Origin of the sequence: Pseudomonas mucoides (assembly GCF_015461845.1) — a bacterium.
In the GTDB taxonomy this organism is placed as follows: domain Bacteria; phylum Pseudomonadota; class Gammaproteobacteria; order Pseudomonadales; family Pseudomonadaceae; genus Aquipseudomonas; species Aquipseudomonas mucoides.
Genome location: NZ_JACOPW010000008.1, coordinates 54,723 through 77,494, shown reverse-complemented (window position 1 = coordinate 77,494; position 22,772 = coordinate 54,723). Strand labels below are relative to the sequence as shown.

Below are 22,772 nucleotides of genomic sequence, written 5' to 3'. Positions count from 1 at the left end.
TTACATACGCTCCAGAGTTTCCAGACCCAAGAGTTCCAGGCCTTGCTTGAGAGTGCGGCCGGTCAGCGCGGCGAGGCGCAGACGGCTTTGCATTTGCGCCGGGGTGTCGGCGCCGAGGATCGGGCAGTTCTCGTAGAAACTGGAGAACAGTCCAGCCACATCGTACAGGTAGGTGCAGAGGATGTGCGGCGTGCCTTTATCGGACACGTTGTTGAGGATTTCACCGAACTGCGCCAGTTTCGCCGCCAGTTCGTGTTCGTGTGCCGCTTCCAGCACGATCTGGCCTTCGACTTCGGTGAAGTCCTTGCCCAGTTTGCGGAACACGCCAGCGACGCGGGTGTAGGCGTACAGCAAGTACGGCGCGGTGTTGCCTTCGAAGTTGAGCATCAGGTCGAAGTTGAAGCTGTAGTCGCTGGTGCGGTGCTTGGACAGGTCGGCGTATTTCACCGCGCCAATGCCCACCACCTTGGCGATATTGCGCAACTCGGCTTCGGCCAGTTCCGGATTCTTGTCCTTCACCAGGGTGTAGGCACGTTCCTGAGCTTCGGTCAGCAAGTCGATCAACTTCACGGTGCCGCCGTCACGGGTCTTGAACGGACGGCCATCGGCGCCGTTCATGGTGCCGAAGCCCATGTGTTCCATTTCCATCGGGTGCGTCACGAAGCCGGCCTTGCGCGCCACGGCGAACACTTGCTGGAAGTGCAGGGCCTGACGCTGGTCGACGAAGTACAGCGCGCGATCAGCCTTGAGCTTGCCGCTGCGGTAACGCACGGCAGCCAGGTCGGTGGTGGCGTAGAGGTAGCCGCCATCTGCCTTGACGATGATCACCGGCAACGGGTCGCCGTCGGCGTTTTTGAACTCGTCGAGGAACACGCACTGGGCGCCATTGCTCTCGACCAGCATGCCGGCGGCCTTGAGGTCGTTGACCACGTTGATCAGGTCGTCGTTGTAGGCACTTTCGCCCATCACGTCGGCCATGGTCAGTTTGACGTTCAGCAGTTCGTAGATTTTCTGGCAGTGCGACAGCGAGATGTCCTTGAACTTGGTCCACAGGGCCAGGCAGTCCGGGTCGCCGGCTTGCAGCTTGACCACCAGGCCACGGGCACGATCGGCAAACTCTTCGGATTCGTCAAAGCGCTGCTTGGCCGCACGGTAGAAATTTTCCAGGTCCGACAGCTCGTCGCTGGTGATCGGGTTTTCTTGCAGGTACGCCATCAGCATTCCGAACTGGGTGCCCCAGTCGCCGACGTGGTTCTGACGGATCACGTCGTCGCCGAGGAACTCCAGAACGCGCGCCACGCCGTCACCGATGATGGTCGAGCGCAAATGGCCGACGTGCATTTCTTTGGCGAGGTTCGGTGCCGACAGGTCGACCACAGTGCGCTGCACCGGGCCAGCTTTGCGCACGCCGATGTGGTCGTCGGCGAGGGCGGCATCCAGGCGAGTGGCCAGGGCATCAGTGTTCTGGAAGAAATTCAGGAAGCCCGGGCCGGCGATTTCGGTTTTGCTGACGTTTTCATCAGCCGGCAGCGCAGCGATGATTTTCTCAGCCAGGTCACGCGGCTTCATGCCAGCCGGTTTGGCCAGCATCATCGCGATGTTGCTGGCGAAGTCGCCGTTCTTTTTGTCGCGGGAGTTTTCCACCTGGATCGCCGGCGACAGGCCTTCAGGCAACACACCTTCGTTGACGAGTTGGGTGATGGCTTGTTGGATCAGCTGGCGAATGGTGTCTTTCATGGTGGTCTCTTTCGACCGCAAGCGCGGTGCGCGCTTCGATGCGCTGGTGGAAAAACTGGGCATTATCCGTTGCGAAGACGGGCTTGCCAACTATAGCGGGCAGGTTATGGATATGTGGTGACAAATAGTCAGCCTTCGTCGGAACGCCGCCCGGAGCCTGCTCGCGAAGGCGATCTCTAATTCAATACAAATCCACGGGATCGACATCAAGGGACCAGCGCACCGCCCGCCCGCTCGGCATCTGCTCCAGCACCAGCAACCAGCTGCTCAACAACCGATGCAGCGGCGCCCGGGCCGTGGCCTGCAACAACAACTGTGCGCGATAGCGCCCGGCGCGACGCTCCATCGGCGCGGGCACTGGCCCCAGCAACTCGATCCCACCCAGATTCTGCTCGGCCAGCAAGCGTTCGGCCTCGCTGCATGCTTCATCCAGGAAGCCTTCAGCCTGCCCCGGTTTATGCGCTTCAGCCCGCAGCAGCGCCAAATGCGCAAACGGTGGCAGTCCAGCGGAGCGACGTTCGCTCAACGCCTGCTCGGCAAAGGCGAAATATCCTTGCTCGGTCAGTTGCACCAGCAGCGGATGGTCTGCCAGGTGCGTCTGGATAATCACTCTGCCCGGCTCTTCCGCCCGTCCGGCGCGGCCGGCCACTTGAACGATCAACTGCGCCATGCGCTCGCTGGCGCGGAAGTCGCCGGAGAACAGGCCGCCGTCGGCGTCGAGAATCGACACCAGCGTCACCCGCGGAAAGTGATGCCCTTTGGCAAGCATTTGCGTGCCGACCAATATGCACGGCTGGCCTTTCTGAATGGTGGCGAACAGCTGATTCATCGCGTCCTTGCGCGATGTGCTGTCACGGTCGACCCGCAACACCGGGACGTCCGGGAACAGAATCGCCAGCCGTTCCTCGGCGCGCTCGGTGCCAGCACCCACGGGGCGCAAATCGACTTTGCTGCATTTCGGGCAACGCCGAGGCACGCGCTCGACGTAGCCGCAATGATGGCAGCGCAGTTCGCCGGAGCGTTGGTGCACGGTCATCCGCGCATCACAGCGCTGGCATTCGGACATCCAGCCGCAGTCGTGACACAACAGCGTCGGCGCAAAACCGCGACGGTTGAGGAACACCAATACTTGCTGGCCAGCGGCCAAAGTCTGGCCGATCGCTTGCTGCATCGGCCCGGAAATGCCGCTGTCCAGCGGGCGGCTTTTGACATCCAGGCGCAGGAAGCGTGGCTGCTTGGCGCCGCCGGCTCGCTCGTTCAGCCGCAGGAGGCCGTAACGGCCGGTGTAGGCGTTGTGCAGACTTTCCAGTGAGGGTGTGGCGGAGCCGAGGACAATCGGGATGTTTTCCTGGCGGGCGCGGACCAGTGCCAGATCGCGGGCGTGGTAACGCAAGCCTTCCTGCTGTTTATAGGAACCGTCATGCTCTTCATCGATGATGATCAGGCCGGGGTTTTTCATCGGCGTGAACAGCGCCGAGCGGGTGCCGATAATGATGTCGGCGTCACCGTCCCGCGCGGCAAGCCAGGCTTCGAGGCGTTCTCGGTCGTTAACCGCCGAGTGAATCAGCGCGATGCGCGCATTGAAGCGCTGCTCGAAACGCGCCAGGGTCTGCGGGCCGAGGTTGATCTCCGGGATCAGCACCAGCGCCTGCTTGCCGGCCTCGAGGGTTTCGCGGATCAGCTGTAAATAGACTTCCGTCTTGCCGCTGCCGGTGACGCCGGCCAGCAGAAACGCATGATAGCTGTCGAACCCGGCGCGAATCGCTTCATACGCGGCGCGTTGTTCCGGGTTGAGTGGCAATTCCGGTTGCGCCAGCCAGTGCTCGTGGCGTGCGCCGGGGGCGTGTTTGCGGATTTCGACCTGGACCAGGTCTTTGGCCAGCAACAAATCCAGGCTGTCCTTGCTCAGCATCAGTTTGCTCAGCAACTGATGCGCCACGCCGTGGGGATGCTGGGCCAGTGTCGCCAGGGCTTCGCGCTGGCGGGGCGCGCGGGCAATGCGCGGGTCATCCAGGCTGGCGCCCGGTGCGGCGGACCAGAAGCGTTCCTGGCGCGCTTCGGCCAGTTCGCCCTGACGCAGCAACACCGGCAGCGCCCAGCTCAAGGTGTCGCCGAGGCTGTGCTGATAATACTGGGACGTCCACAGGCACAGCTTGAATAGTGCGGGCGGCAGTGGCGGCGTGGCGTCGAGCAGGGCGATCGCCGGTTTGAGCTTTTCTACCGGGACTTCGCTGGTGTCGGTGACCTCCACCAGAATTCCGATCATTTCCCGTCGACCGAACGGCACCCGCAGGCGCATGCCCGGTTGCAGCTGGGCACGCAGGACTCCGGCCGGGGCACGGTAATCGAACAGGCGGCGCAGCGGCGAAGGCAGGGCGAGGCGCAAAATGGCGTCGGGCACGCGGGGGATTCTCTTTGGACAGGCAATAAATGAAAAACCGGGCGCATACCCTGTGGGAGTGAGCCTGCTCGCGAAGAGGGTGTGTCAGGCACCACAAATGCTGGGCTGACACACCCTCTTCGCGAGCAGGCTCACTCCTGCACGGGACGGCGCTTTGGGTCGGGAGCCTAGCAGACGGTCGGTCTCAGCGACAGCTTGCGCGATTGGCAATGTCTGGTAGAATCCGCGGCCTAATTACGTGCGGTATTCAACAATAGTGTTGAGTGGCGGCACGCTAGCCCGAGGAAGACACCATGAAAGCCGATATCCATCCAACATACGAAGTCACCGCAGTTACCTGCAGCTGTGGCAACAAGTTCGAAACCCGTTCGAACCTGGCCAAGCCTCTGGCGATCGACGTATGCAACGAGTGCCACCCGTTCTACACCGGTAAGCAGAAGACTCTGGATACTGGCGGTCGTGTACAGCGCTTCGCAGACCGTTTTGGCGCTTTCGGCAAGAAAGCTCCAGCTGCTGCAGAGTAAGGTTGAAGGGCCCGATGGGCTTTTCCTTGCTGTTGAAAAAGGCGTCCCTCGCGGGCGCCTTTTTTGTGTCCGCGATTTGGCTGTCCGGCGCCCACGCCTTTTGTCCGACGCCGAGCGCACTGGAGTCGGTCATGGTGCAGCGAGTGGTGGATGGCGACACCTTGCGCCTCGACGATGGCCGCAGTGTGCGCATGATCGGTCTGAACACCCCGGAGCTGGGCAAAAAGGGGCGTTCCGACGAGCCGTTCGCCGTGGCCGCGCGCAAACGCCTGGAAGCGTTGGTGGCCGCCAGCGATGGACGGGTCGGCTTGTTGCCCGGCAAGGAGAGCAAGGACCATTACGGTCGCACTCTGGCTCATGTCTATAGCGCCGATGGCGCCAATCTCGAAGCGCAGATGCTCGCAGAAGGGCTCGGTTTCCAAGTGGCAGTCGCGCCGAATGTCGATTTGGTCGGCTGCCAGCAATCCGCCGAACGCAGTGCCCGTCAGGCCGGCCTTGGCCTGTGGCGGCAATCACCTGTACTGAAAGCAGAGCAGATCAACGCTTCCGGTTTCGCCGTGCTCAGTGGGCGTGTGAGCAAGGTTCAGCGCAATCGCGGTGGGATTTGGATCGAGTTGCAGGATTCAGTTGTATTGCGTGTTGCACCCAATTTACTCGGGCAGTTCGATGTCCCGGCGCTGGAAAACCTGGAAGGCAAGCAGATCGAGGCGCGTGGCTGGGTAGTGGATCGTTCCCGTCGCGGCGGGTTGAAATCCGGACAGGCGCGCTGGCTTCTGCCGCTCACCGATCCGTCGATGCTGCAAATCGCGCGCTAAGAAAAAATTGTAGACATTTTTGCTGTCGATTGTGAACAGTCCATCCCTTGTGTTCCGCGGCTCTTGGCCCAAAGTCGTAGGGCAGGGCGCTTGACAGGGGTGACCGGTCAGTCTTGTGGGGATTTTGCGAGGCGCGTATCCTCGCTGACCAGTCTGTCCAACAGTAAAAGCGGAATGCCCCCATGTCTGATTTGAAAACTGCCGCTCTCGAATATCATGCCCATCCTCGTCCAGGTAAGCTGAGCGTCGAGCTCACCAAGGCCACCGCTACTGCCCGCGACCTGTCGCTGGCCTACAGCCCCGGCGTAGCCGAACCAGTACGCGAAATCGCCCGCGATCCTGAGCTGGCCTACAAATACACCGGCAAAGGCAACCTGGTTGCAGTCATTTCCGATGGCACCGCGATTCTCGGCCTGGGTAACCTCGGCCCATTGGCTTCCAAGCCTGTGATGGAAGGTAAAGGCGTGCTGTTCAAGCGCTTCGCCGGCATCGACGTTTTCGACATCGAAGTCGACTCCGAAAGCCCGCAAGCCTTCATCGACACCGTCAAGCGCATCTCCATCACCTTCGGTGGCATCAACCTGGAAGACATCAAGGCACCGGAGTGTTTTGAAATCGAACGCGCTCTGATCGAGCAGTGTGACATTCCAGTGTTCCATGATGACCAGCACGGCACCGCGATCGTTACCGCGGCCGGCATGATCAACGCCCTGGAAATCGCCGGCAAAACCCTCGCTGACGCCAAGATCGTCTGCCTGGGCGCCGGTGCGGCGGCCATCTCCTGCATGAAATTGCTGGTGAGCATGGGCGCCAACATCGAAAACATCTTCATGGTTGACCGTACCGGCGTGATCCACTCCGGCCGTGACGACCTGAACCAGTACAAGGCTGTCTTCGCTCACGCGACCGACAAGCGCACCCTGGCAGACGCCCTGCAAGGCGCAGACGTGTTCGTTGGCCTGTCCGGTCCGAACCTGCTGAGCGCTGAAGGCCTGAAATCCATGGCGGCCAACCCGATCGTGTTCGCGTGCTCCAACCCGGACCCGGAAATCTCCCCGGAACTGGCTCACGCCACCCGTGACGACGTGATCATGGCCACCGGCCGTTCGGACTACCCGAACCAGGTCAACAACGTGCTGGGCTTCCCGTTCATCTTCCGTGGTGCCCTGGACGTTCGCGCCAAGCGCATCAACGAAGAAATGAAAGTGGCTGCGGCCAACGCCCTGCGTGAACTGGCCAAGCTGCCGGTTCCTCAGGAAGTGTGCGACGCCTACGGCGGTATCAAACTGGAATTCGGCCGTGAGTACATCATTCCGAAACCAATGGATGCCCGCCTGATCACCCTGATCTCCGATGCGGTGGCCAAGGCTGCCATCGAGACCGGCGTAGCGACCCTGCCATATCCGAAGAACTACCCGCTGAAAAGCGTGGATGACGTGTTCAACGGATAAAAGCAGCCGCCCATAAAAAACCCAGCCAAGTGCTGGGTTTTTTTATGGGCTTGAAGCGGCAAGCTACAAGCTGCAAGTTAAAAGCGATGCGGCTCTTGCTTCAGCGTGTGGCTTGCAGCTTGAAACCTGTAGCTGTCTCTCTAGAACAAATCGATCGGTGCCGCTTCATCCGCTGGCAGCGGGCTGCCCGGCGCTGTGCCGTTGCCCAGCTCATTCACCGACGGTGGCGTGTCTTCGGCCTTGAACAGTTCAAAGTACGCGCCTGGCGTGCCCGGGCTGGCGGCACGACCGCTGACCGGGTCGACCCGCAGGCTCAGGATGCCTTCCGGCTCTGGCTGCGTATGCGGCGGCTTGTCTTTGAGGGCGGCGCCCATGTAGCTCATCCAGATCGGCAGCGCGACGGTGCCGCCGAACTCCTTGCGGCCGAGGCTTTCAGGCTGGTCGAAACCGGTCCAGACCGTCGTCACGTAGTCGGCGTTATAGCCGGAGAACCACGCGTCCTTGGATTCGTTGGTCGTACCGGTCTTGCCCGCAATGTCGCCACGTCCCAAGGCCAGTGCGCGACGGCCGGTGCCGAGCTTGATCACGTCCTCCAGCATGCTGTTGAGGATGTAGGTCGTGCGGCCATCGACGATGCGTTCGGCAACGGCCGGCGTTTGCGGCGCGGTGCCCGGAGCGGCTGGCGCCTCACCCGGTGTCGCGTTGACTGTAAAGGTCTGCGCGGCCGGGGCAGCAATGCCGCTGGACGCTGCGTCGCCCTGAGGAACGCTCGGCGGGTTGGCGACGAACAGCGTGTCGCCGTTGCGACTTTCGATCTTGTCGATGATGTACGGGGTGATCTTGAAGCCGCCGTTGGCGAAGGTGCTCCAGCCCGTGGCGATCTCCATCGGGGTCAGGGTCGCGGTGCCCAGTGCCAGGGACAGGTTGGGCGGCAGGTCCTGCTTGTTGAAACCGAAGCGGGTGATGTAGTCGATTGTCCTGCCGACGCCCATCGCTTGCAGCAAGCGGATCGACACCAGGTTACGCGACTTGTACAGCGCCTCGCGCAGACGGATCGGACCGAGGAAGGTGTTGGTGTCGTTCTTCGGGCGCCAGACCTTGTCCAGGTATTCGTCGACAAACACGATCGGCGCGTCGTTCACCAGGCTGGAGGCGGTGTAGCCGTTGTCCAGCGCCGCACTGTAGACGAACGGTTTGAAGCTCGAGCCTGGCTGGCGCTTGGCCTGCAAGGCGCGGTTGTAGTTGCTCTGCTCGAACGCAAAACCGCCGACCAGCGAACGGATGGCGCCGTTCTGCGGATCAAGGGATACCAGTGCGCCCTGCGCCTGCGGAATCTGGCTGAATTTCAGCGAGTTGTCCGGCTGACGCTGCACGCGAATCAGATCGCCGACTTGAGCCACATCCGAAGGCTGCTTCGGATTGGCGCCCATGCTGTTGGTGTTCAGGAACGGACGCGCCCACTTCATGCTATCCCAGCCGACGTGTTCGTCACCGGTGCGGGTCATCACTTGCAGGCCGTTTTTGTCGACCTGAGTCACGATGGCGGGTTCAAGGCTGCTGATGGTGCGTTGCTTGGTCAGCTCGGTAGCCCAGGCCTCGCGCGTCTTGCCCGGCAGGCGCGACTCGGGGCCGCGATAACCATGGCGCTGGTCATATGTCATCAAGCCTTCGTGAACCGCGGTGTTGGCCATTTCCTGCAGATTGCTCGGCACAGTCGTGGTCACGCGGAACCCTTCGGTATAGGCGTCGCTGCCATAACGCCCGACCATCTCGGCCCGGGCCATTTCGGCGATGTAAGGTGCATTCACTTCCGGCGTCGGCACGTGATAGCTGGCGTTCAGGGGTTCGTTGATCGCCGTGGTGTAGTCGGCTTCGGTGATTTTCCCGAGCTTGTACATGCGCCCCAGAATCCAGTCGCGGCGCTCTTTGCTGCGGGCCGGGTTGGCCAGCGGGTTGAAGCGCGACGGGGCTTTTGGCAGGCCGGCGATCATCGCCATCTGGGCGAGGCTGACGTCACGAATCGATTTGCCGTAGTAAACCTGCGCGGCGGCTTCGATGCCGTAGGCGCGGTTGCCCAGGTAGATCTTGTTGACGTACAGCTCAAGGATCTCGTCCTTGGTCAGCTGTCGTTCGATCTGCAGGGCCAGGAGAATTTCGGTGGTTTTGCGCGAGAAGCTGCGTTCGCTGGTCAGGAAGAAGTTTTTCGCGACCTGCATGGTGATGGTGCTGCCGCCGGACTGAATGTGCCCGCTCTTGACCAATTGGGTCGCCGCACGCATCAGGCTGCTGGGGTCGACGCCGTAGTGGTTGGCGAAATTGTCGTCTTCAGCACTTAGTAACGCATTAATGAAATTGGGGGGAATGTCGGCGAAACGGATCGGAGTACGGCGCATTTCGCCAAACTCTGCGATCAACTTGTTATCGCTGCTGTAGACCCGCAAAGGAATCTGCAACTGGATGCTTCTCAGCGCCTCCACGGACGGTAATCCGGGACTAAGGTAAAGAAAGGCGCCACTCAGACCCAGAAGCAGTCCGCAGAAAACGGCGACGATGGACCAACCGAAAAATTTCAGCAGACGAATCAAGGCTTTTGGACATCCAGGGCAAAGAATGAATGAGGCATCAGGGTTCGGATAAACAGGGAACGACCCGCGCTTGAAGTAAAAACCGGAAAAAAAACGCTGGGCATTATAAGCATTTTTCCGCAGGGAGCGTCATGGGCGCTTCTGTCAAGACGGGAGGTAATGAACGCAACGGATATTACAGAGTCCGTAAGACACGGATAGTCATAGGGAATGGGTAGTGCTAGGACTCTTCAATAAAAAAGCCAACTCGCTGTTGGGGATCGACATCAGTTCCACGTCGGTAAAGCTTCTGGAACTGAGTCGTCAGGGTGACCGTTATCGGGTCGAGGCGTACGCGGTAGAGCCGTTGCCGGCCAATGCGGTAGTCGAAAAAAACATCGCTGAGCTCGAGGGTGTCGGGCAGGCGCTCTCTCGTGTGTTGCTCAAGGCCAGAACCAGCCTCAAGAGCGTGGCGGTGGCAGTGGCCGGTTCGGCGGTGATCACCAAGACCATCGAGATGGACGGTGGTCTTTCCGACGACGAGATGGAAAACCAGCTCAAGATCGAGGCCGATCAGTACATTCCCTACCCTTTGGATGAAGTCGCCATCGACTTCGAAGTCCAGGGCGTGTCCGCGCGTAACCCGGAGCGGGTCAATGTGTTGCTGGCCGCCTGTCGCAAGGAAAATGTCGAAGTCCGAGAGGCGGCTCTGGCCTTGGCCGGCCTGACTGCGCGCGTGGTCGATGTCGAGGCTTACGCGCTGGAGCGTTCCTTCGGCTTGCTCTCGACACAACTGGCCGCCACCCAGGAGCGCCTGACGGTTGCGGTGGTGGACATTGGCGCGACCATGACCACCCTCAGCGTGCTGCACAACGGCAAGATCATTTATACCCGCGAGCAATTGTTCGGGGGGCGGCAGCTGACCGAGGAAATTCAGCGCCGGTATGGCCTGACGGTCGAGCAGGCCGGGCTGGCGAAGAAGCAGGGCGGATTGCCAGACGACTACGTCAACGAAGTCTTGCAACCGTTTCGCGAGGCGCTGGTACAGCAGGTTTCGCGCTCGTTGCAGTTCTTCTTTGCCTCTGGCCAGTACAACGCGGTCGATCACATTCTGCTGGCCGGTGGCACGGCGTCGGTGTCGGGGCTGGACCGGTTGATCGAACAGCGCCTGGATACGCCGACTCAGGTGGCCAACCCGTTCGCCAACATGGCCTTGAGCAGCAAGGTCAACGCCGGCGCGCTGGCTAGCGATGCGCCAGCCTTGATGATCGCGTGCGGGCTCGCCCTCAGGAGTTTCGACTGATGGCGCGGATCAATCTTTTACCTTGGCGCGAAGAGCTGCGGGAAGAACGCCGCAAACGCTTTTTGCTGACGTTGGTCGGCGTGCTGCTGTGTTCCGTGGGGGGCGTACTGGTCGCGGACCAGTTCATCAGTGGAGCCATTGATCGGCAGGCTGCCCGTAACGCCTACATCGGCAAGCAGATCGCAGTGGTCGACGAGCGGATCGCACAGATCAGTGATCTGAAAGCCCGACGCCAGCAACTGGTCGAGCGCATGCGCATTATCCAGGACCTGCAAGGCAACCGGCCGATCAGCGGCCGGATCTTCGATCAATTGGCGCGCACGCTGCCGGACGGTGTGTATTTCACTGAAGTGAAAATGGTCGGCAAAACCCTGTCCATCACCGGCGCGGCGGAGTCGAACAATCGCGTGTCGGACCTGATGCGCAACCTGGATGCGTCCGACTGGTTCGATGCCCCCAGTCTTACCGAGGTCAAGGCGACGACCGCCGGTCAGCTGGATCAGGCCAATGTCTTTCAGCTGACCGTTCGTCAGACCCAGCCCGCTGCCGTGGAGGAGGATAAATGAGTCCGTCTCAATGGCTGGAAGGGTTGCGCAATGTTGATCTCAACGATCTGGACACCAGCAACATGGGTTCCTGGCCGCCAGCGATCAAGGCCGTGGTGGCTGTTTTGCTCATGCTGTTGGTGTTGGCGCTGGGGTACACCTTTTACCTCAGTGATCTCGAAGACCAGCTCAACCTGAAGCGCGAGGAAGAGTCGACCCTCAAGGAACAGTTCGCGACCAAGGCCCACATGGCGGCAAATCTGGAGCTGTACACCCAGCAAATGAAGGAGATGGAAACGTCCTTTGGCATGCTGCTGCGGCAATTGCCCAGCGACACCGAGGTTCCCGGCCTGCTGGAGGACATCACCCGCACGGGGCTGGGCAGCGGACTGGAGTTTGAAGAGATCAAACTGCTGCCGGAAGTCACCCAGCCGTTCTACATCGAACTGCCGATCCAGATCACGGTGACTGGTGCCTATCACGACCTGGCGACCTTCGTCAGTGGCGTGGCCGGGCTGCCCCGGATCGTGACGCTGCATGATTTCGACATCGCGCCGGCCAGCCCTGAAGGTGGTCCGAAGTTGCGCATGAGCATCCTTGCCAAGACCTATCGCTACAACGGGGCGCAGAAATGAGTCCGCTTCGTTGTGTATCGATGGTGGTGTTGTTCGCCAGCCTGGCCGCGTGTGGCAGCGATAACGACCTCGGCGACCTGGATGCCTACATGAACGAAGTGCGCCTGCGGGCTCCGGGCAAAATTGAACCAACGCCGACGTTTCGGTCTTACCCAACGTTCACCTACAACGCCGCCAACCTGCGCAGCCCGTTTTCCCGGCAGGTCAGAGTGGACCTGGCAGGCCAGAAACGCGGCTCGCGCAACGTCAAGCCCGACCCCAATCGGATCAAGCAGTACCTCGAAGGATTCAACATCGAGCAGTTTGAAATGGTCGGCACGATCTCCAATGCCTCTGGCTCCTTTGTACTGTTGCGCGGGGCGGGCGGGGTGCATCGGCTGAAAGTCGGTGATTACCTGGGGCGTAACGATGGGCGGATCGTCGCCATCAGCGGCTCACAAGTTGATGTGGTCGAAATCGTTCCCGATGGCGAGGGTGCCTGGCTGGAGCGACCACGGACCCTTCCTTTGAAAGAGCACTCATAGTGGAACTCGAATAATGAACAGGACTTTCTCAACCCTCGGCATTTCGCTATGGATAGCGTTGGTGTCTCCGATGGTGCTGGCGAGCAACCTCAAAGCGCTGGATGTTGCCGCGCTGCCGGGTGATCGCGTCGAGTTGAAGTTGTCTTTCGATGGGCCGCCACCGGTGCCCGACGGTTACACGACCGAACAGCCGGCGCGGATTGCACTGGACCTGCCCGGCGTGGTCAGTCAGCTGAAGAGCAAGACGCGCGACCTCGGTGGCGGCAATGCCCGCAGTGCCACGGTGGTCGAGGCCAACGACCGCACGCGATTGATCATTAACCTGACGCAGTTGACGCCGTATAACGCGAGGGTCGAAGGCAACAACCTGTTGGTGGTGGTCGGGCAGGGGGCCAACAGCAAGGCGTCGAAACCGGCGGCTCGCGCCGCGGTAGCAACACCGGCGCCGGCTAAAACCTACGCCCCTTCGAGCAAGACCATTCGCGGCGTCGACTTCCAGCGGGGTACTCAGGGTGAAGGCAATGTGGTCATCGACCTGTCGGATCCGTCCATCGCACCAGACATCCAGGAACACGAAGGCAAGATCATCCTCGGTTTTGCCAGGACCCAATTGCCCGAAAAGTTGCGTGTGCGCCTCGACGTCAAGGATTTCGCCACTCCGGTGCAATTCGTTAACGCCGTCGCCACTGGCGACCGTGCCACGATCACCATCGAGCCTGGCGGCGCGTTCGACTATTCGACCTATCAGACCGACAACAAGCTGACCGTCAGCATCCGGCCGATGACGGTCGACGATCTGCAAAAGCGCAACGCAGAGCGCTTCGCCTACACCGGCGAAAAACTCTCGCTGAATTTCCAGGACATCGACGTGCGCTCGGTGCTGCAACTGATCGCCGATTTCACCAACCTCAATCTGGTGGCCAGCGACACCGTGCAGGGCGGCATCACGTTGCGGTTGCAAAACGTGCCATGGGATCAGGCACTGGACCTGGTGCTGAAAACCAAGGGCCTGGACAAGCGCAAGATCGGTAACGTGCTGTTAGTGGCGCCGGCCGATGAAATCGCCGCCCGGGAACGCCAGGAACTGGAATCGCAGAAGCAGATCTCCGAACTGGCGCCGCTGCGTCGCGAGCTGTTGCAGGTCAACTACGCCAAGGCGGCGGACATTGCCAAGTTGTTCACTTCAGTGACCAGTGCCGAGGCGAAAGCCGACGAGCGGGGGTCGATCACCGTTGATGAGCGCACCAACAACATCATTGCTTACCAGCCCCAGGACCGTCTCGATGAGCTTCGCCGCATCGTCACGCAACTGGACATCCCGGTTCGCCAGGTGATGATCGAAGCGCGAATCGTCGAAGCCAACGTCGATTACGACAAAAGCCTCGGCGTGCGCTGGGGTGGTTCGGTGCGGAACAAGGGCAACTGGAATACGTCCGGGGCCAGCGATGGGAGGACCATCGGCACACCGGAAAGTACCAGTACCAACTCGTCGTTTGTCGACATGGGCGCAGCAGGCAGCACCTCGGGCATCGGCATCGCCTTCATCACCGACAACGTGTTGCTGGACCTGGAACTGACGGCGATGGAGAAAACCGGCAACGGCGAAATCGTCTCGCAGCCCAAGGTGGTCACGTCCGACAAGGAAACCGCAAAAATCCTCAAGGGCACGGAGATTCCCTACCAGGAAGCCAGCTCCAGTGGCGCGACTTCGGTGTCTTTCAAGGAAGCCTCGCTGTCGCTGGAAGTGACACCACAGATCACCCCGGACAACCGGATTATCATGGAGGTCAAGGTCACCAAGGATGAGCCGGACTACCTGAACAAGGTGCAGGATGTACCGCCGATCAAGAAAAACGAGGTCAACGCCAAGGTCCTGGTCAACGATGGCGAGACCATCGTGATTGGCGGGGTTTTCTCAAATACTCAAAGCAAGGTTGTAGATAAGGTGCCATTTCTCGGCGATGTGCCGTATCTTGGCCGCCTTTTCCGGCGTGACGTGGTTTCGGAGAAAAAATCCGAGCTGCTGGTATTTCTCACTCCGCGTATCATGAACAACCAGGCGATTGCTGTGAGTCATTGATTCTGTGCGAAATTTGATTCTTGTTGGACCGATGGGCGCTGGTAAAAGCACCATCGGCCGGTTGCTGGCCAAAGAGCTGCGCCTGCCGTTCAAAGATTCCGATAAGGAAATTGAATTGCGCACGGGCGCCAATATCCCGTGGATTTTCGATAAAGAAGGCGAACCGGGCTTTCGTGACCGCGAGCAGGCGATGATTGCCGAGCTGTGCGGCTGCGATGGCGTGGTATTGGCAACCGGTGGGGGCGCAGTCATGCGCGAAGCCAATCGTCGGGCGCTGCATGCCGGTGGTCGGGTGGTCTACTTGCATGCTTCTGTCGAACAGCAAGTCGGCCGAACTGCCCGTGACCGCAATCGCCCCCTGTTGCGTACCGCTGATCCGGCCAAGACTCTGCGGGATCTGCTGGCAATCCGCGATCCGCTGTATCGGGAAATCGCCGACCTGGTGGTTGAAACCGATGAGCGGCCGCCGCGAATGGTGGTGCTCGACATCCTCGAACGCTTGCAGCAGCTACCGCCCCGTTAATGCGCAGCGCGAAATGCGCTATCCTCGGCGTCCTGCCATGACCGCTCCAGGTTATGGCAGATGGCTACCGAACGGCGTCACACCAACGGGTGCCGTGGACATTCGATAACTCAAGGCAGGACGCCTGATTCATCTTCACTGTGGGGACACATGCAGACACTCAAGGTCGATCTAGGCGAGCGCAGCTACCCGATTCACATTGGCGAAGGTTTGTTGGATCAGCCTGAGCTGCTGGCCCCGCATATTCGCGGACGGCAAGTAGCGATCATCTCCAACGAGACCGTTGCACCGCTCTACCTCGAACGTCTGACCCGCAGCCTGGCGCAGTACTCGGTGATTTCCGTTGTCCTGCCTGACGGCGAAGCCTTCAAGACCTGGGAAACCCTGCAACTGATTTTCGACGGCCTGCTGACCGCACGGCACGACCGCCGCACCACCGTGATCGCCCTCGGTGGCGGCGTGATGGGTGACATGGCCGGGTTTGCTGCCGCCTGTTACCAGCGTGGCGTTGATTTCATTCAAGTGCCGACCACGTTGCTGTCGCAAGTCGACTCTTCGGTGGGCGGCAAGACCGGTATCAACCATCCGCTGGGCAAGAACATGGTCGGCGCGTTCTATCAGCCCAACGTGGTGCTGATCGATACCGCGACCCTCAATACCCTGCCGGCCCGCGAACTGTCCGCTGGCCTGGCTGAAGTCATCAAGTACGGACTGATCTGCGATGAGCCGTTCCTGACCTGGCTCGAAGAAAACGTTGATCGCCTGCGTGCCCTGGATCAGGTCGCCCTGACCTATGCCATCGAACGCTCCTGCGCCGCCAAGGCTGCAGTGGTCGGCGCCGACGAAAAAGAGACCGGTGTTCGCGCCACATTGAACCTCGGTCATACGTTTGGCCACGCCATCGAAACCCACATGGGCTATGGTGTCTGGCTTCACGGTGAAGCCGTCGCTGCTGGCACCGTGATGGCTTTGGAGATGTCGGCGCGACTGGGCTGGATCAGTGAGCAAGAACGTGATCGCGGTATTCGCCTGTTCCAGCGTGCCGGCCTGCCGGTCATCCCGCCAGAAGAGATGACCGAAGCCGATTTCCTTGAACACATGGCAATTGACAAGAAAGTGATCGACGGTCGTTTGCGCCTGGTGCTGCTGCGCCACATGGGCGAAGCGGTGGTGACCGACGATTATCCGAAAGAGATTTTACAGGCCACGCTGGGAGCGGATTACCGCGCCCTGGCTCAGCTGAAAGGTTAATAAGATCCCGATGACTAGTTTGCATGCCGACGAGGCTTTCCTCGGCCATTACCAGTTAAGTCATGACCCTTTTGCTCCACGGGTACCTGGCTTCAAATTTTTCCCGGCCCAGCGCAAACCGGTGCTGGGGCAACTGCATCACCTGGCGCGTTATAGCCAGCTGCTGCTGGTGGTCACGGGCCCGCAAGGCAGTGGCAAGACCCTGTTGCGCCAGGCTCTGGTAGCCAGCACCAACAAGCAGTCGGTGCAGAGCGTGGTGGTTTCCGCTCGCGGGGCGGGCGATTCGGCCGGCATCTTGCGCCAGGTCGCTCAATCGCTGAACGTCGAACAGGCCGAGATCGGCGCGATTCTGGCGCAAGTGGTGCAACTGGCGTTGACCGGTCAGGAAGTCTATTTGCTGGTGGATGACGCCGAGCAGCTCGACGAGTCCGCGCTGGAAGCCCTCATGGCTCTGGCGGCCGGCGCACCGGAAGGTCGCCCGCACGTGTTCCTGTTTGGCGAGTCGTCGCTGATCGCTCAGCTTGAGGCGCTGAGCCTTGAGGAAGAGCGCTTCCACGTGATCGAGCTGCAGCCTTACACCGAAGAAGAAACTCGCGAATATCTGGATCAGCGCCTCGAAGGTGCCGGTCGGGGTATCGAACTTTTCACCGCGGATCAGATCTCTGATATTCACGAAAGCTCCGACGGTTGGCCTGGCAACATCAACCAGGTCGCCCGCGATGCAATGATCGAAGCCATGATTGCCAGCCGCTCAGCGGTGAAGCGTCCAAGTATGGGGTTTAACATGCCGAAGAAACACGTATTGGCGATTTCCGCCGTTGTCGTGGTCGCGGTAGCCGCCGCCTGGTTGATGCCGGGTCGCAGCAAAGCACCGACCACCGGCGCACCTGCCAACGAACAGGCACAACTGCCGCTCGGACAGGGTTCGCCACAGCCTAACGGCGGTGCACCTTCCGTCGAATTCGCCGGTAACTCGCAGCCGATGCCATTGCCGCTGGTCGGCAACTCGCAACCGGTCATGCGCGGTCCGTTGGCTGAAGCGGCCGGTGGCATCACCGAGGGCGACGATGGCGTGCCGGTCGAGGGTTCCAGCGCGACACCGCCAACCGTGACCACTGTCGCGCCGCCAGCGGGCATTCAGCCGGGTCCTGCGCCGACGCCAGCCGCTAAACCGGTTCCAGCACCGACTCAGGTCGCCACCGCCAAGCCAGCCCCGACTGCGCCGGCCGTGAAGCCGGCTCCCGCGCCAGCCAAGCCAGCCGCTGTGGCTGCCGCCAAGCCTGCCGAGAAGCCAGCCCCTGCCGCCAAGGCCGCGGGTGGCACCTGGTACGCCGGTCAGCCGACCAGCAACTACGTGGTGCAGATTCTCGGCACCAGCTCCGAAACGACTGCACAAAACTTCGTGAAAGAGCAGGGCGGCGAGTACCGTTATTTCAAGAAAGTCCTCAACGGCAAGCCGCTTTACGTCATCACCTACGGTAACTTCGCCAGCCGCGATGCAGCCGTTACCGCCATCAAGGCCTTGCCAGCGAAGGTTCAGGCTGGTAAACCTTGGCCTCGCACTGTCGCCAGCGTCCAACAGGAACTGGCTACAACTCGCTGAAGATTCGGCGGCCTTACCCAGGCCGCCTCTCCCGGCACCTCAAAATTTCTACAAGTGCATGCCGCCTCTACAGGCCGCGTGCCTTGTGGTGTCTGCGTCACAGTAGTCTTTGAGTCGTGCGGTCAAAATTAAAAAAGTTTTGACTAGCACAGCAGATCGCTTTAAACCTTTCACAAATGCGACATAGATTTGCGACAGTTCGTCGTCAAATTTGTGAGCGTAAGTGTCGGTGTGTACAATGACCTCCCTTTTGCTCCCGCAAAGCTGACGAACGTTCGGCGTGGATGGCAAGTGGTTGAATTGAAAAGAAATTTGCCTCGACAAGAGGCAGCCTGGTGAGAAAGTGTCTATGAAAGCAGGTCTGTACCAACCAGATGAATTCAAGGATAACTGCGGTTTCGGCCTGATAGCCCATATGCAGGGCGAGCCCAGTCATACCCTTTTGCAAACGGCCATTGAGGCCCTGACCTGCATGACCCACCGCGGTGGGATTAATGCCGACGGCAAGACCGGTGACGGTTGCGGTCTGCTGATTCAAAAGCCGGACGTGTTCCTGCGTGCCATCGCCCAGGAAACCTTCGGCGTCACACTGCCCAAGCAATATGCTGTGGGCATGGTCTTCTTCAATCAGGACCCGATAAAAGCCGAAGCCGCTCGCGAGAACATGAACCGCGAGATCCTTGCGGCCGGCCTGACCCTCGTCGGCTGGCGCAAAGTGCCGATCGACACCAGCGTCCTCGGCCGCCTGGCCCTTGAGCGCTTGCCACAGATCGAACAAGTGTTCATCGGCGGTGAAGGCCTGAGCGATCAGGACATGGCCGTCAAGCTGTTCACGTCCCGTCGTCGCTCGTCCGTGGCCAATGCCGCCGATACCGACCACTACGTCTGCAGCTTTTCGCACAAGACCATCATTTATAAAGGCCTGATGATGCCGGCGGACTTGACCGCCTTCTATCCAGACCTGAGCGATGAGCGCCTGCAAACGTCGATTTGCGTGTTCCACCAGCGCTTCTCCACCAACACCCTGCCGAAATGGCCGCTGGCTCAACCGTTCCGCTTCCTGGCGCACAACGGCGAGATCAACACCATCACCGGCAACCGCAACTGGGCCGTGGCCCGTCGCACCAAGTTCACCAACGATCTGATGGACCTGGAAGAGCTCGGCCCGCTGGTCAACCGCGTCGGTTCCGACTCCTCCAGCATGGACAACATGCTGGAGCTTATGGTCACCGGTGGCATCGACCTGTTCCGTGGCGTGCGGATGATCATTCCGCCTGCGTGGCAGAACGTCGAAACCATGGACCCGGATCTGCGTGCGTTCTACGAATACAACTCGATGCACATGGAACCGTGGGACGGCCCGGCCGGCGTGGTCATGACCGACGGTCGCTACGCGGTGTGCCTGCTCGACCGTAACGGTCTGCGTCCGGCGCGTTGGGTCACCACCAAGAACGGTTTCATCACCCTGGCTTCGGAAATCGGTGTCTGGAACTACCAGCCTGAAGACGTGATCGCCAAGGGCCGCGTGGGTCCGGGCCAGATCTTTGCCGTGGACACCGAAACCGGTCAGATCCTCGACACCGATGCAATCGACAACCGCCTGAAGTCCCGTCACCCGTACAAGCAATGGCTGCGCAAGAATGCCCTGCGCATTCAGGCGACCATGGAAGACAACGACCATGGTTCGGCGTTCTACGACGTCGATCAGCTCAAGCAATACATGAAAATGTACCAGGTCACTTTCGAAGAACGTGATCAGGTGCTGCGTCCGCTCGGCGAGCAAGGCTACGAAGCCGTGGGCTCGATGGGCGACGATACGCCGATGGCCGTGCTGTCCCAGCGCGTGCGCACGCCGTACGACTATTTCCGCCAGCAGTTCGCGCAGGTCACCAACCCGCCGATCGACCCGCTGCGTGAAGCCATCGTCATGTCGCTGGAGATCTGCCTCGGTGCCGAGCGCAACATTTTCCAGGAATCGCCGGAGCACGCCTCGCGCGTGATCCTCAGCTCGCCGGTCATTTCCCCGGCCAAGTGGCGTTCGCTGATGAACCTCGATCGTCCGGGCTTCGAGCGCGCGATCATCGACCTCAACTACGACGAAAGCGTCGGCCTCGAAGCGGCGATCCGCAACGTTGCCGATCAGGCTGAAGAAGCCGTGCGCGCCGGTCGTACCCAGGTGGTGTTGAGTGACCGGCACATTGCCCCGGGCAAGTTGCCGATCCATGCTTCGCTCGCCACTGGCGCGGTGCACCATCGCCTGACCGAAAAAGGCCTGCGTTGCGACTCCAACATCCTCGTGGAAACCGCGACCGCTCGCGACCCGCATCACTTCGCCGTGCTGATCGGTTTCGGCGCCTCCGCCGTTTATCCGTTCCTGGCGTACGAAGTGCTGGGCGACCTGATCCGTACCGGTGAAGTGCTGGGCGACCTCTATGAGGTGTTCAAGAACTACCGCAAAGGCATCACCAAAGGCCTGCTGAAGATCCTGTCGAAGATGGGTATTTCGACCATCACGTCGTATCGCGGCGCGCAGTTGTTCGAAGCCATCGGTCTGTCCGAAGAAGTTTGCGAGCTGAGCTTCCGTGGTGTGCCGAGCCGCATCAAGGGTGCGCGTTTCGTCGACATCGAAGCCGAGCAGAAAGCACTCGCCGCCGAAGCCTGGAGCCCGCGCAAGCCGATCCAGCAAGGCGGCCTGCTGAAGTTCGTCCACGGTGGCGAATATCACGCCTACAACCCGGACGTGGTCAACACCCTGCAAGCGGCTGTGCAGCAGGGCGACTACAGCAAGTTCAAGGAATACACGGCGCTGGTGGACAACCGTCCGGTGTCGATGATCCGCGACATGTTCAAGGTCAAAACCCTCGACACGCCGCTGGACATCAGCGAAATCGAACCGCTGGAATCGGTGCTCAAGCGCTTCGACTCCGCCGGTATCTCGTTGGGCGCCCTGTCGCCGGAAGCCCATGAAGCCCTGGCCGAAGCCATGAACCGTCTCGGTGCGCGTTCCAACTCCGGCGAAGGCGGCGAAGACCCGGCGCGTTACGGCACCATCAAGAGCTCGAAAATCAAGCAGGTTGCGACTGGCCGCTTTGGTGTGACCCCGGAATACCTGGTCAACGCTGAAGTACTGCAGATCAAAGTCGCTCAGGGCGCCAAGCCCGGCGAAGGTGGTCAGTTGCCGGGTGGCAAGGTCAACGGTCTGATCGCCAAGCTGCGTTACGCAGTGCCGGGCGTGACCCTGATTTCGCCGCCGCCGCACCACGACATCTATTCGATCGAAGACTTGTCGCAGCTGATTTTCGACCTGAAACAAGTCAACCCGAAGGCGCTGGTCTCGGTGAAACTGGTAGCAGAAGCGGGCGTCGGCACCATCGCGGCCGGTGTGGCCAAGGCCTACGCGGACTTGATCACCATCTCCGGCTACGACGGCGGCACCGGCGCATCGCCGCTGACTTCGATCAAATACGCGGGTGCTCCGTGGGAACTCGGCCTGGCTGAAACCCACCAGACCCTGCGCGGCAACGACTTGCGCGGCAAAGTGCGGGTACAAACCGACGGCGGCCTGAAAACCGGCCTCGACGTGATCAAGGCTGCGATCCTCGGCGCTGAAAGCTTTGGCTTCGGCACCGCGCCAATGATCGCACTGGGCTGCAAATACCTGCGTATCTGCCACCTGAACAACTGCGCCACCGGCGTCGCGACTCAGAACGAGAAGCTGCGCAAGGATCACTACATCGGCACCGTCGACATGGTGGTGAATTTCTTCACCTACGTCGCCGAAGAAACCCGTGAGTGGCTGGCCAAGCTGGGCGTGCGCTCCCTCGAAGAGCTGATCGGTCGTACCGATCTGCTGGAAGTCCTCGAAGGCCAGACCGCCAAGCAGCAACACCTGGACCTGACGCCGTTGCTGGGCAGCGATCACATCCCGGCAGACAAGCCTCAATTCTGCCAGGTGGACCGCAACCCGCCGTTCGACAAAGGCCTGCTGGCCGAGAAAATGGTCGACATGGCCACCTCGGCCATCAACGACATGAGCGGCGCCGATTTCGCCCTGGATATCTGCAACTGCGACCGTTCGATCGGCGCACGGATCTCCGGTGAAATCGCGCGCAAGCACGGCAACCAAGGCATGGCGAACGCGCCGATCACCTTCCGTTTCAAAGGGACGGCCGGTCAGAGCTTCGGTGTGTGGAACGCCGGCGGCCTGAACATGTACCTGGAAGGCGACGCCAACGACTACGTCGGCAAAGGCATGACCGGCGGCAAACTGGTCATCGTTCCGCCGAAGGGCAGCGTCTACAAGACTCAGGACAGTGCCATCATCGGCAACACCTGCCTGTACGGCGCCACTGGGGGCAAGTTGTTCGCCGCCGGCACCGCAGGCGAGCGTTTTGCCGTGCGTAACTCCGGCGCCCACACGGTTGTGGAAGGCACTGGCGATCACTGCTGCGAGTACATGACCGGTGGTTTCGTCTGCGTCTTGGGCAAGACCGGTTACAACTTCGGCTCAGGCATGACCGGCGGTTTCGCCTACGTGCTCGACCAGGACAACACCTTTGTTGACCGGGTCAACCACGAACTGGTGGAAATCCAGCGGATCAGCGGTGAGGCGATGGAAGCCTATCGCAGCCACTTGCAACGCGTGCTGAACGAATACGTCGAGGAAACCGACAGCGAATGGGGTCGTAACCTCGCTGAAAACCTCGACGACTACCTGCGTCGTTTCTGGCTGGTCAAGCCCAAGGCTGCCAACCTGAAATCGTTGCTTTCCAGCACCCGTGCCAACCCGCAGTGATATGCGCCTGAAGAGTTTGAT

Annotated in this window: 16 protein-coding genes; 13 read left to right on the top strand and 3 right to left on the bottom strand. The window is 60.6% G+C overall.

Translation table 11 applies throughout. The features are described 5' to 3' along the window. Entirely contained in the window at nt 1–1,737 is a 1,737-nt protein-coding gene (argS, locus tag H8F22_RS26465; protein WP_194940879.1) for an arginine--tRNA ligase, read from the bottom strand. Here argS and H8F22_RS32905 point away from each other — a divergent pair. Continuing rightward, nucleotides 1,736–1,858 (top strand): hypothetical protein, encoded by a 123-nt coding sequence (locus H8F22_RS32905; protein WP_256218298.1) that lies wholly within the window; start codon nt 1,736–1,738, stop codon nt 1,856–1,858. The two genes, argS and H8F22_RS32905, sit on opposite strands and share 2 nt — an antisense overlap. A 60-nt stretch (nt 1,859–1,918) precedes the next feature. On the opposite strand, the gene H8F22_RS26460 is transcribed toward H8F22_RS32905, so the two are convergent. Beyond that, nucleotides 1,919–4,138: a primosomal protein N' gene (locus tag H8F22_RS26460; RefSeq protein ID WP_027922105.1), complete on the bottom strand. Its 2,220-nt coding sequence runs from the start codon at nt 4,136–4,138 to the stop codon at nt 1,919–1,921. 293 nt (nt 4,139–4,431) lie between these two features. Here H8F22_RS26460 and rpmE point away from each other — a divergent pair, with 293 nt between their 5' ends. The 3 genes from rpmE (at nt 4,432) to H8F22_RS26445 (ending at nt 6,928) form a co-directional block, all read left to right on the top strand. Further along, nucleotides 4,432–4,662, top strand: coding sequence for a 50S ribosomal protein L31 (gene rpmE / locus H8F22_RS26455; protein WP_059181778.1), 231 nt, complete (start codon nt 4,432–4,434; stop codon nt 4,660–4,662). 14 nt (nt 4,663–4,676) lie between these two features. Then, nucleotides 4,677–5,477 (top strand): thermonuclease family protein, encoded by an 801-nt coding sequence (locus H8F22_RS26450; RefSeq protein ID WP_032833435.1) that lies wholly within the window; start codon nt 4,677–4,679, stop codon nt 5,475–5,477. Nucleotides 5,478–5,659: 182 nt separating this feature from the next. After that, entirely contained in the window at nt 5,660–6,928 is a 1,269-nt protein-coding gene (locus H8F22_RS26445) for a malic enzyme-like NAD(P)-binding protein (protein ID WP_027922102.1), read from the top strand. Nucleotides 6,929–7,068: 140 nt separating this feature from the next. On the opposite strand, the gene H8F22_RS26440 is transcribed toward H8F22_RS26445, so the two are convergent. After that, nucleotides 7,069–9,510 carry a penicillin-binding protein 1A gene (locus H8F22_RS26440; protein ID WP_371258937.1) on the bottom strand — a complete coding sequence of 814 codons (2,442 nt, stop codon included), beginning with the start codon at nt 9,508–9,510 and terminating at the stop codon, nt 7,069–7,071. Nucleotides 9,511–9,730: 220 nt separating this feature from the next. Between H8F22_RS26440 and H8F22_RS26435 the strand changes: the two genes are divergently transcribed. From H8F22_RS26435 to gltB, 9 genes are all read left to right on the top strand, one after another. Further along, a complete protein-coding gene (locus H8F22_RS26435; protein ID WP_027922100.1) occupies nt 9,731–10,795 on the top strand; it encodes a pilus assembly protein PilM in 1,065 nt (354 codons plus the stop codon). Next, the gene (locus H8F22_RS26430; RefSeq protein WP_027922099.1) at nt 10,795–11,361 is read left to right on the top strand and encodes a PilN domain-containing protein; all 567 of its coding nucleotides are present in this window, start codon (nt 10,795–10,797) and stop codon (nt 11,359–11,361) included. Before H8F22_RS26435 ends, H8F22_RS26430 begins: the two co-directional genes overlap by 1 nt. Next, the gene (gene pilO, locus H8F22_RS26425) at nt 11,358–11,975 is read left to right on the top strand and encodes a type 4a pilus biogenesis protein PilO (protein WP_059181774.1); all 618 of its coding nucleotides are present in this window, start codon (nt 11,358–11,360) and stop codon (nt 11,973–11,975) included. The genes H8F22_RS26430 and pilO overlap by 4 nt, the downstream gene beginning before the upstream one ends. Next, nucleotides 11,972–12,499 (top strand): pilus assembly protein PilP, encoded by a 528-nt coding sequence (locus H8F22_RS26420; RefSeq protein WP_194940878.1) that lies wholly within the window; start codon nt 11,972–11,974, stop codon nt 12,497–12,499. The genes pilO and H8F22_RS26420 overlap by 4 nt, the downstream gene beginning before the upstream one ends. 13 nt (nt 12,500–12,512) lie before the next feature. Next, nucleotides 12,513–14,579 carry a type IV pilus secretin PilQ gene (gene pilQ / locus H8F22_RS26415; protein WP_194940877.1) on the top strand — a complete coding sequence of 689 codons (2,067 nt, stop codon included), beginning with the start codon at nt 12,513–12,515 and terminating at the stop codon, nt 14,577–14,579. A gap of 4 nt (nt 14,580–14,583) precedes the next feature. Next, nucleotides 14,584–15,102 carry a shikimate kinase AroK gene (gene aroK / locus H8F22_RS26410; protein ID WP_027922095.1) on the top strand — a complete coding sequence of 173 codons (519 nt, stop codon included), beginning with the start codon at nt 14,584–14,586 and terminating at the stop codon, nt 15,100–15,102. A gap of 150 nt (nt 15,103–15,252) precedes the next feature. Continuing rightward, entirely contained in the window at nt 15,253–16,353 is a 1,101-nt protein-coding gene (gene aroB / locus H8F22_RS26405) for a 3-dehydroquinate synthase (protein WP_027922094.1), read from the top strand. Between the two features lie 10 nt (nt 16,354–16,363). Next, nucleotides 16,364–17,956: an SPOR domain-containing protein gene (locus H8F22_RS26400; RefSeq protein ID WP_027922093.1), complete on the top strand. Its 1,593-nt coding sequence runs from the start codon at nt 16,364–16,366 to the stop codon at nt 17,954–17,956. Nucleotides 17,957–18,305: 349 nt separating this feature from the next. After that, nucleotides 18,306–22,751 (top strand): glutamate synthase large subunit, encoded by a 4,446-nt coding sequence (gene gltB, locus H8F22_RS26395; RefSeq protein WP_194940876.1) that lies wholly within the window; start codon nt 18,306–18,308, stop codon nt 22,749–22,751. Nucleotides 22,752–22,772: the final 21 nt, after the last annotated feature.

Coding starts and splice junctions, on each gene's coding strand:
- H8F22_RS26400 (WP_027922093.1), top strand. CDS start 16,364: ATGACTAGTTTGCATGCCGACGAGGCTTTCCTCGGCCATTACCAGTTA.
- aroB (WP_027922094.1), top strand. CDS start 15,253: ATGCAGACACTCAAGGTCGATCTAGGCGAGCGCAGCTACCCGATTCAC.
- gltB (WP_194940876.1), top strand. CDS start 18,306: ATGAAAGCAGGTCTGTACCAACCAGATGAATTCAAGGATAACTGCGGT.
- rpmE (WP_059181778.1), top strand. CDS start 4,432: ATGAAAGCCGATATCCATCCAACATACGAAGTCACCGCAGTTACCTGC.
- argS (WP_194940879.1), bottom strand. CDS start 1,737: ATGAAAGACACCATTCGCCAGCTGATCCAACAAGCCATCACCCAACTC.
- H8F22_RS32905 (WP_256218298.1), top strand. CDS start 1,736: ATGGTGGTCTCTTTCGACCGCAAGCGCGGTGCGCGCTTCGATGCGCTG.
- H8F22_RS26450 (WP_032833435.1), top strand. CDS start 4,677: ATGGGCTTTTCCTTGCTGTTGAAAAAGGCGTCCCTCGCGGGCGCCTTT.
- pilQ (WP_194940877.1), top strand. CDS start 12,513: ATGAACAGGACTTTCTCAACCCTCGGCATTTCGCTATGGATAGCGTTG.
- H8F22_RS26445 (WP_027922102.1), top strand. CDS start 5,660: ATGTCTGATTTGAAAACTGCCGCTCTCGAATATCATGCCCATCCTCGT.
- H8F22_RS26430 (WP_027922099.1), top strand. CDS start 10,795: ATGGCGCGGATCAATCTTTTACCTTGGCGCGAAGAGCTGCGGGAAGAA.
- pilO (WP_059181774.1), top strand. CDS start 11,358: ATGAGTCCGTCTCAATGGCTGGAAGGGTTGCGCAATGTTGATCTCAAC.
- H8F22_RS26420 (WP_194940878.1), top strand. CDS start 11,972: ATGAGTCCGCTTCGTTGTGTATCGATGGTGGTGTTGTTCGCCAGCCTG.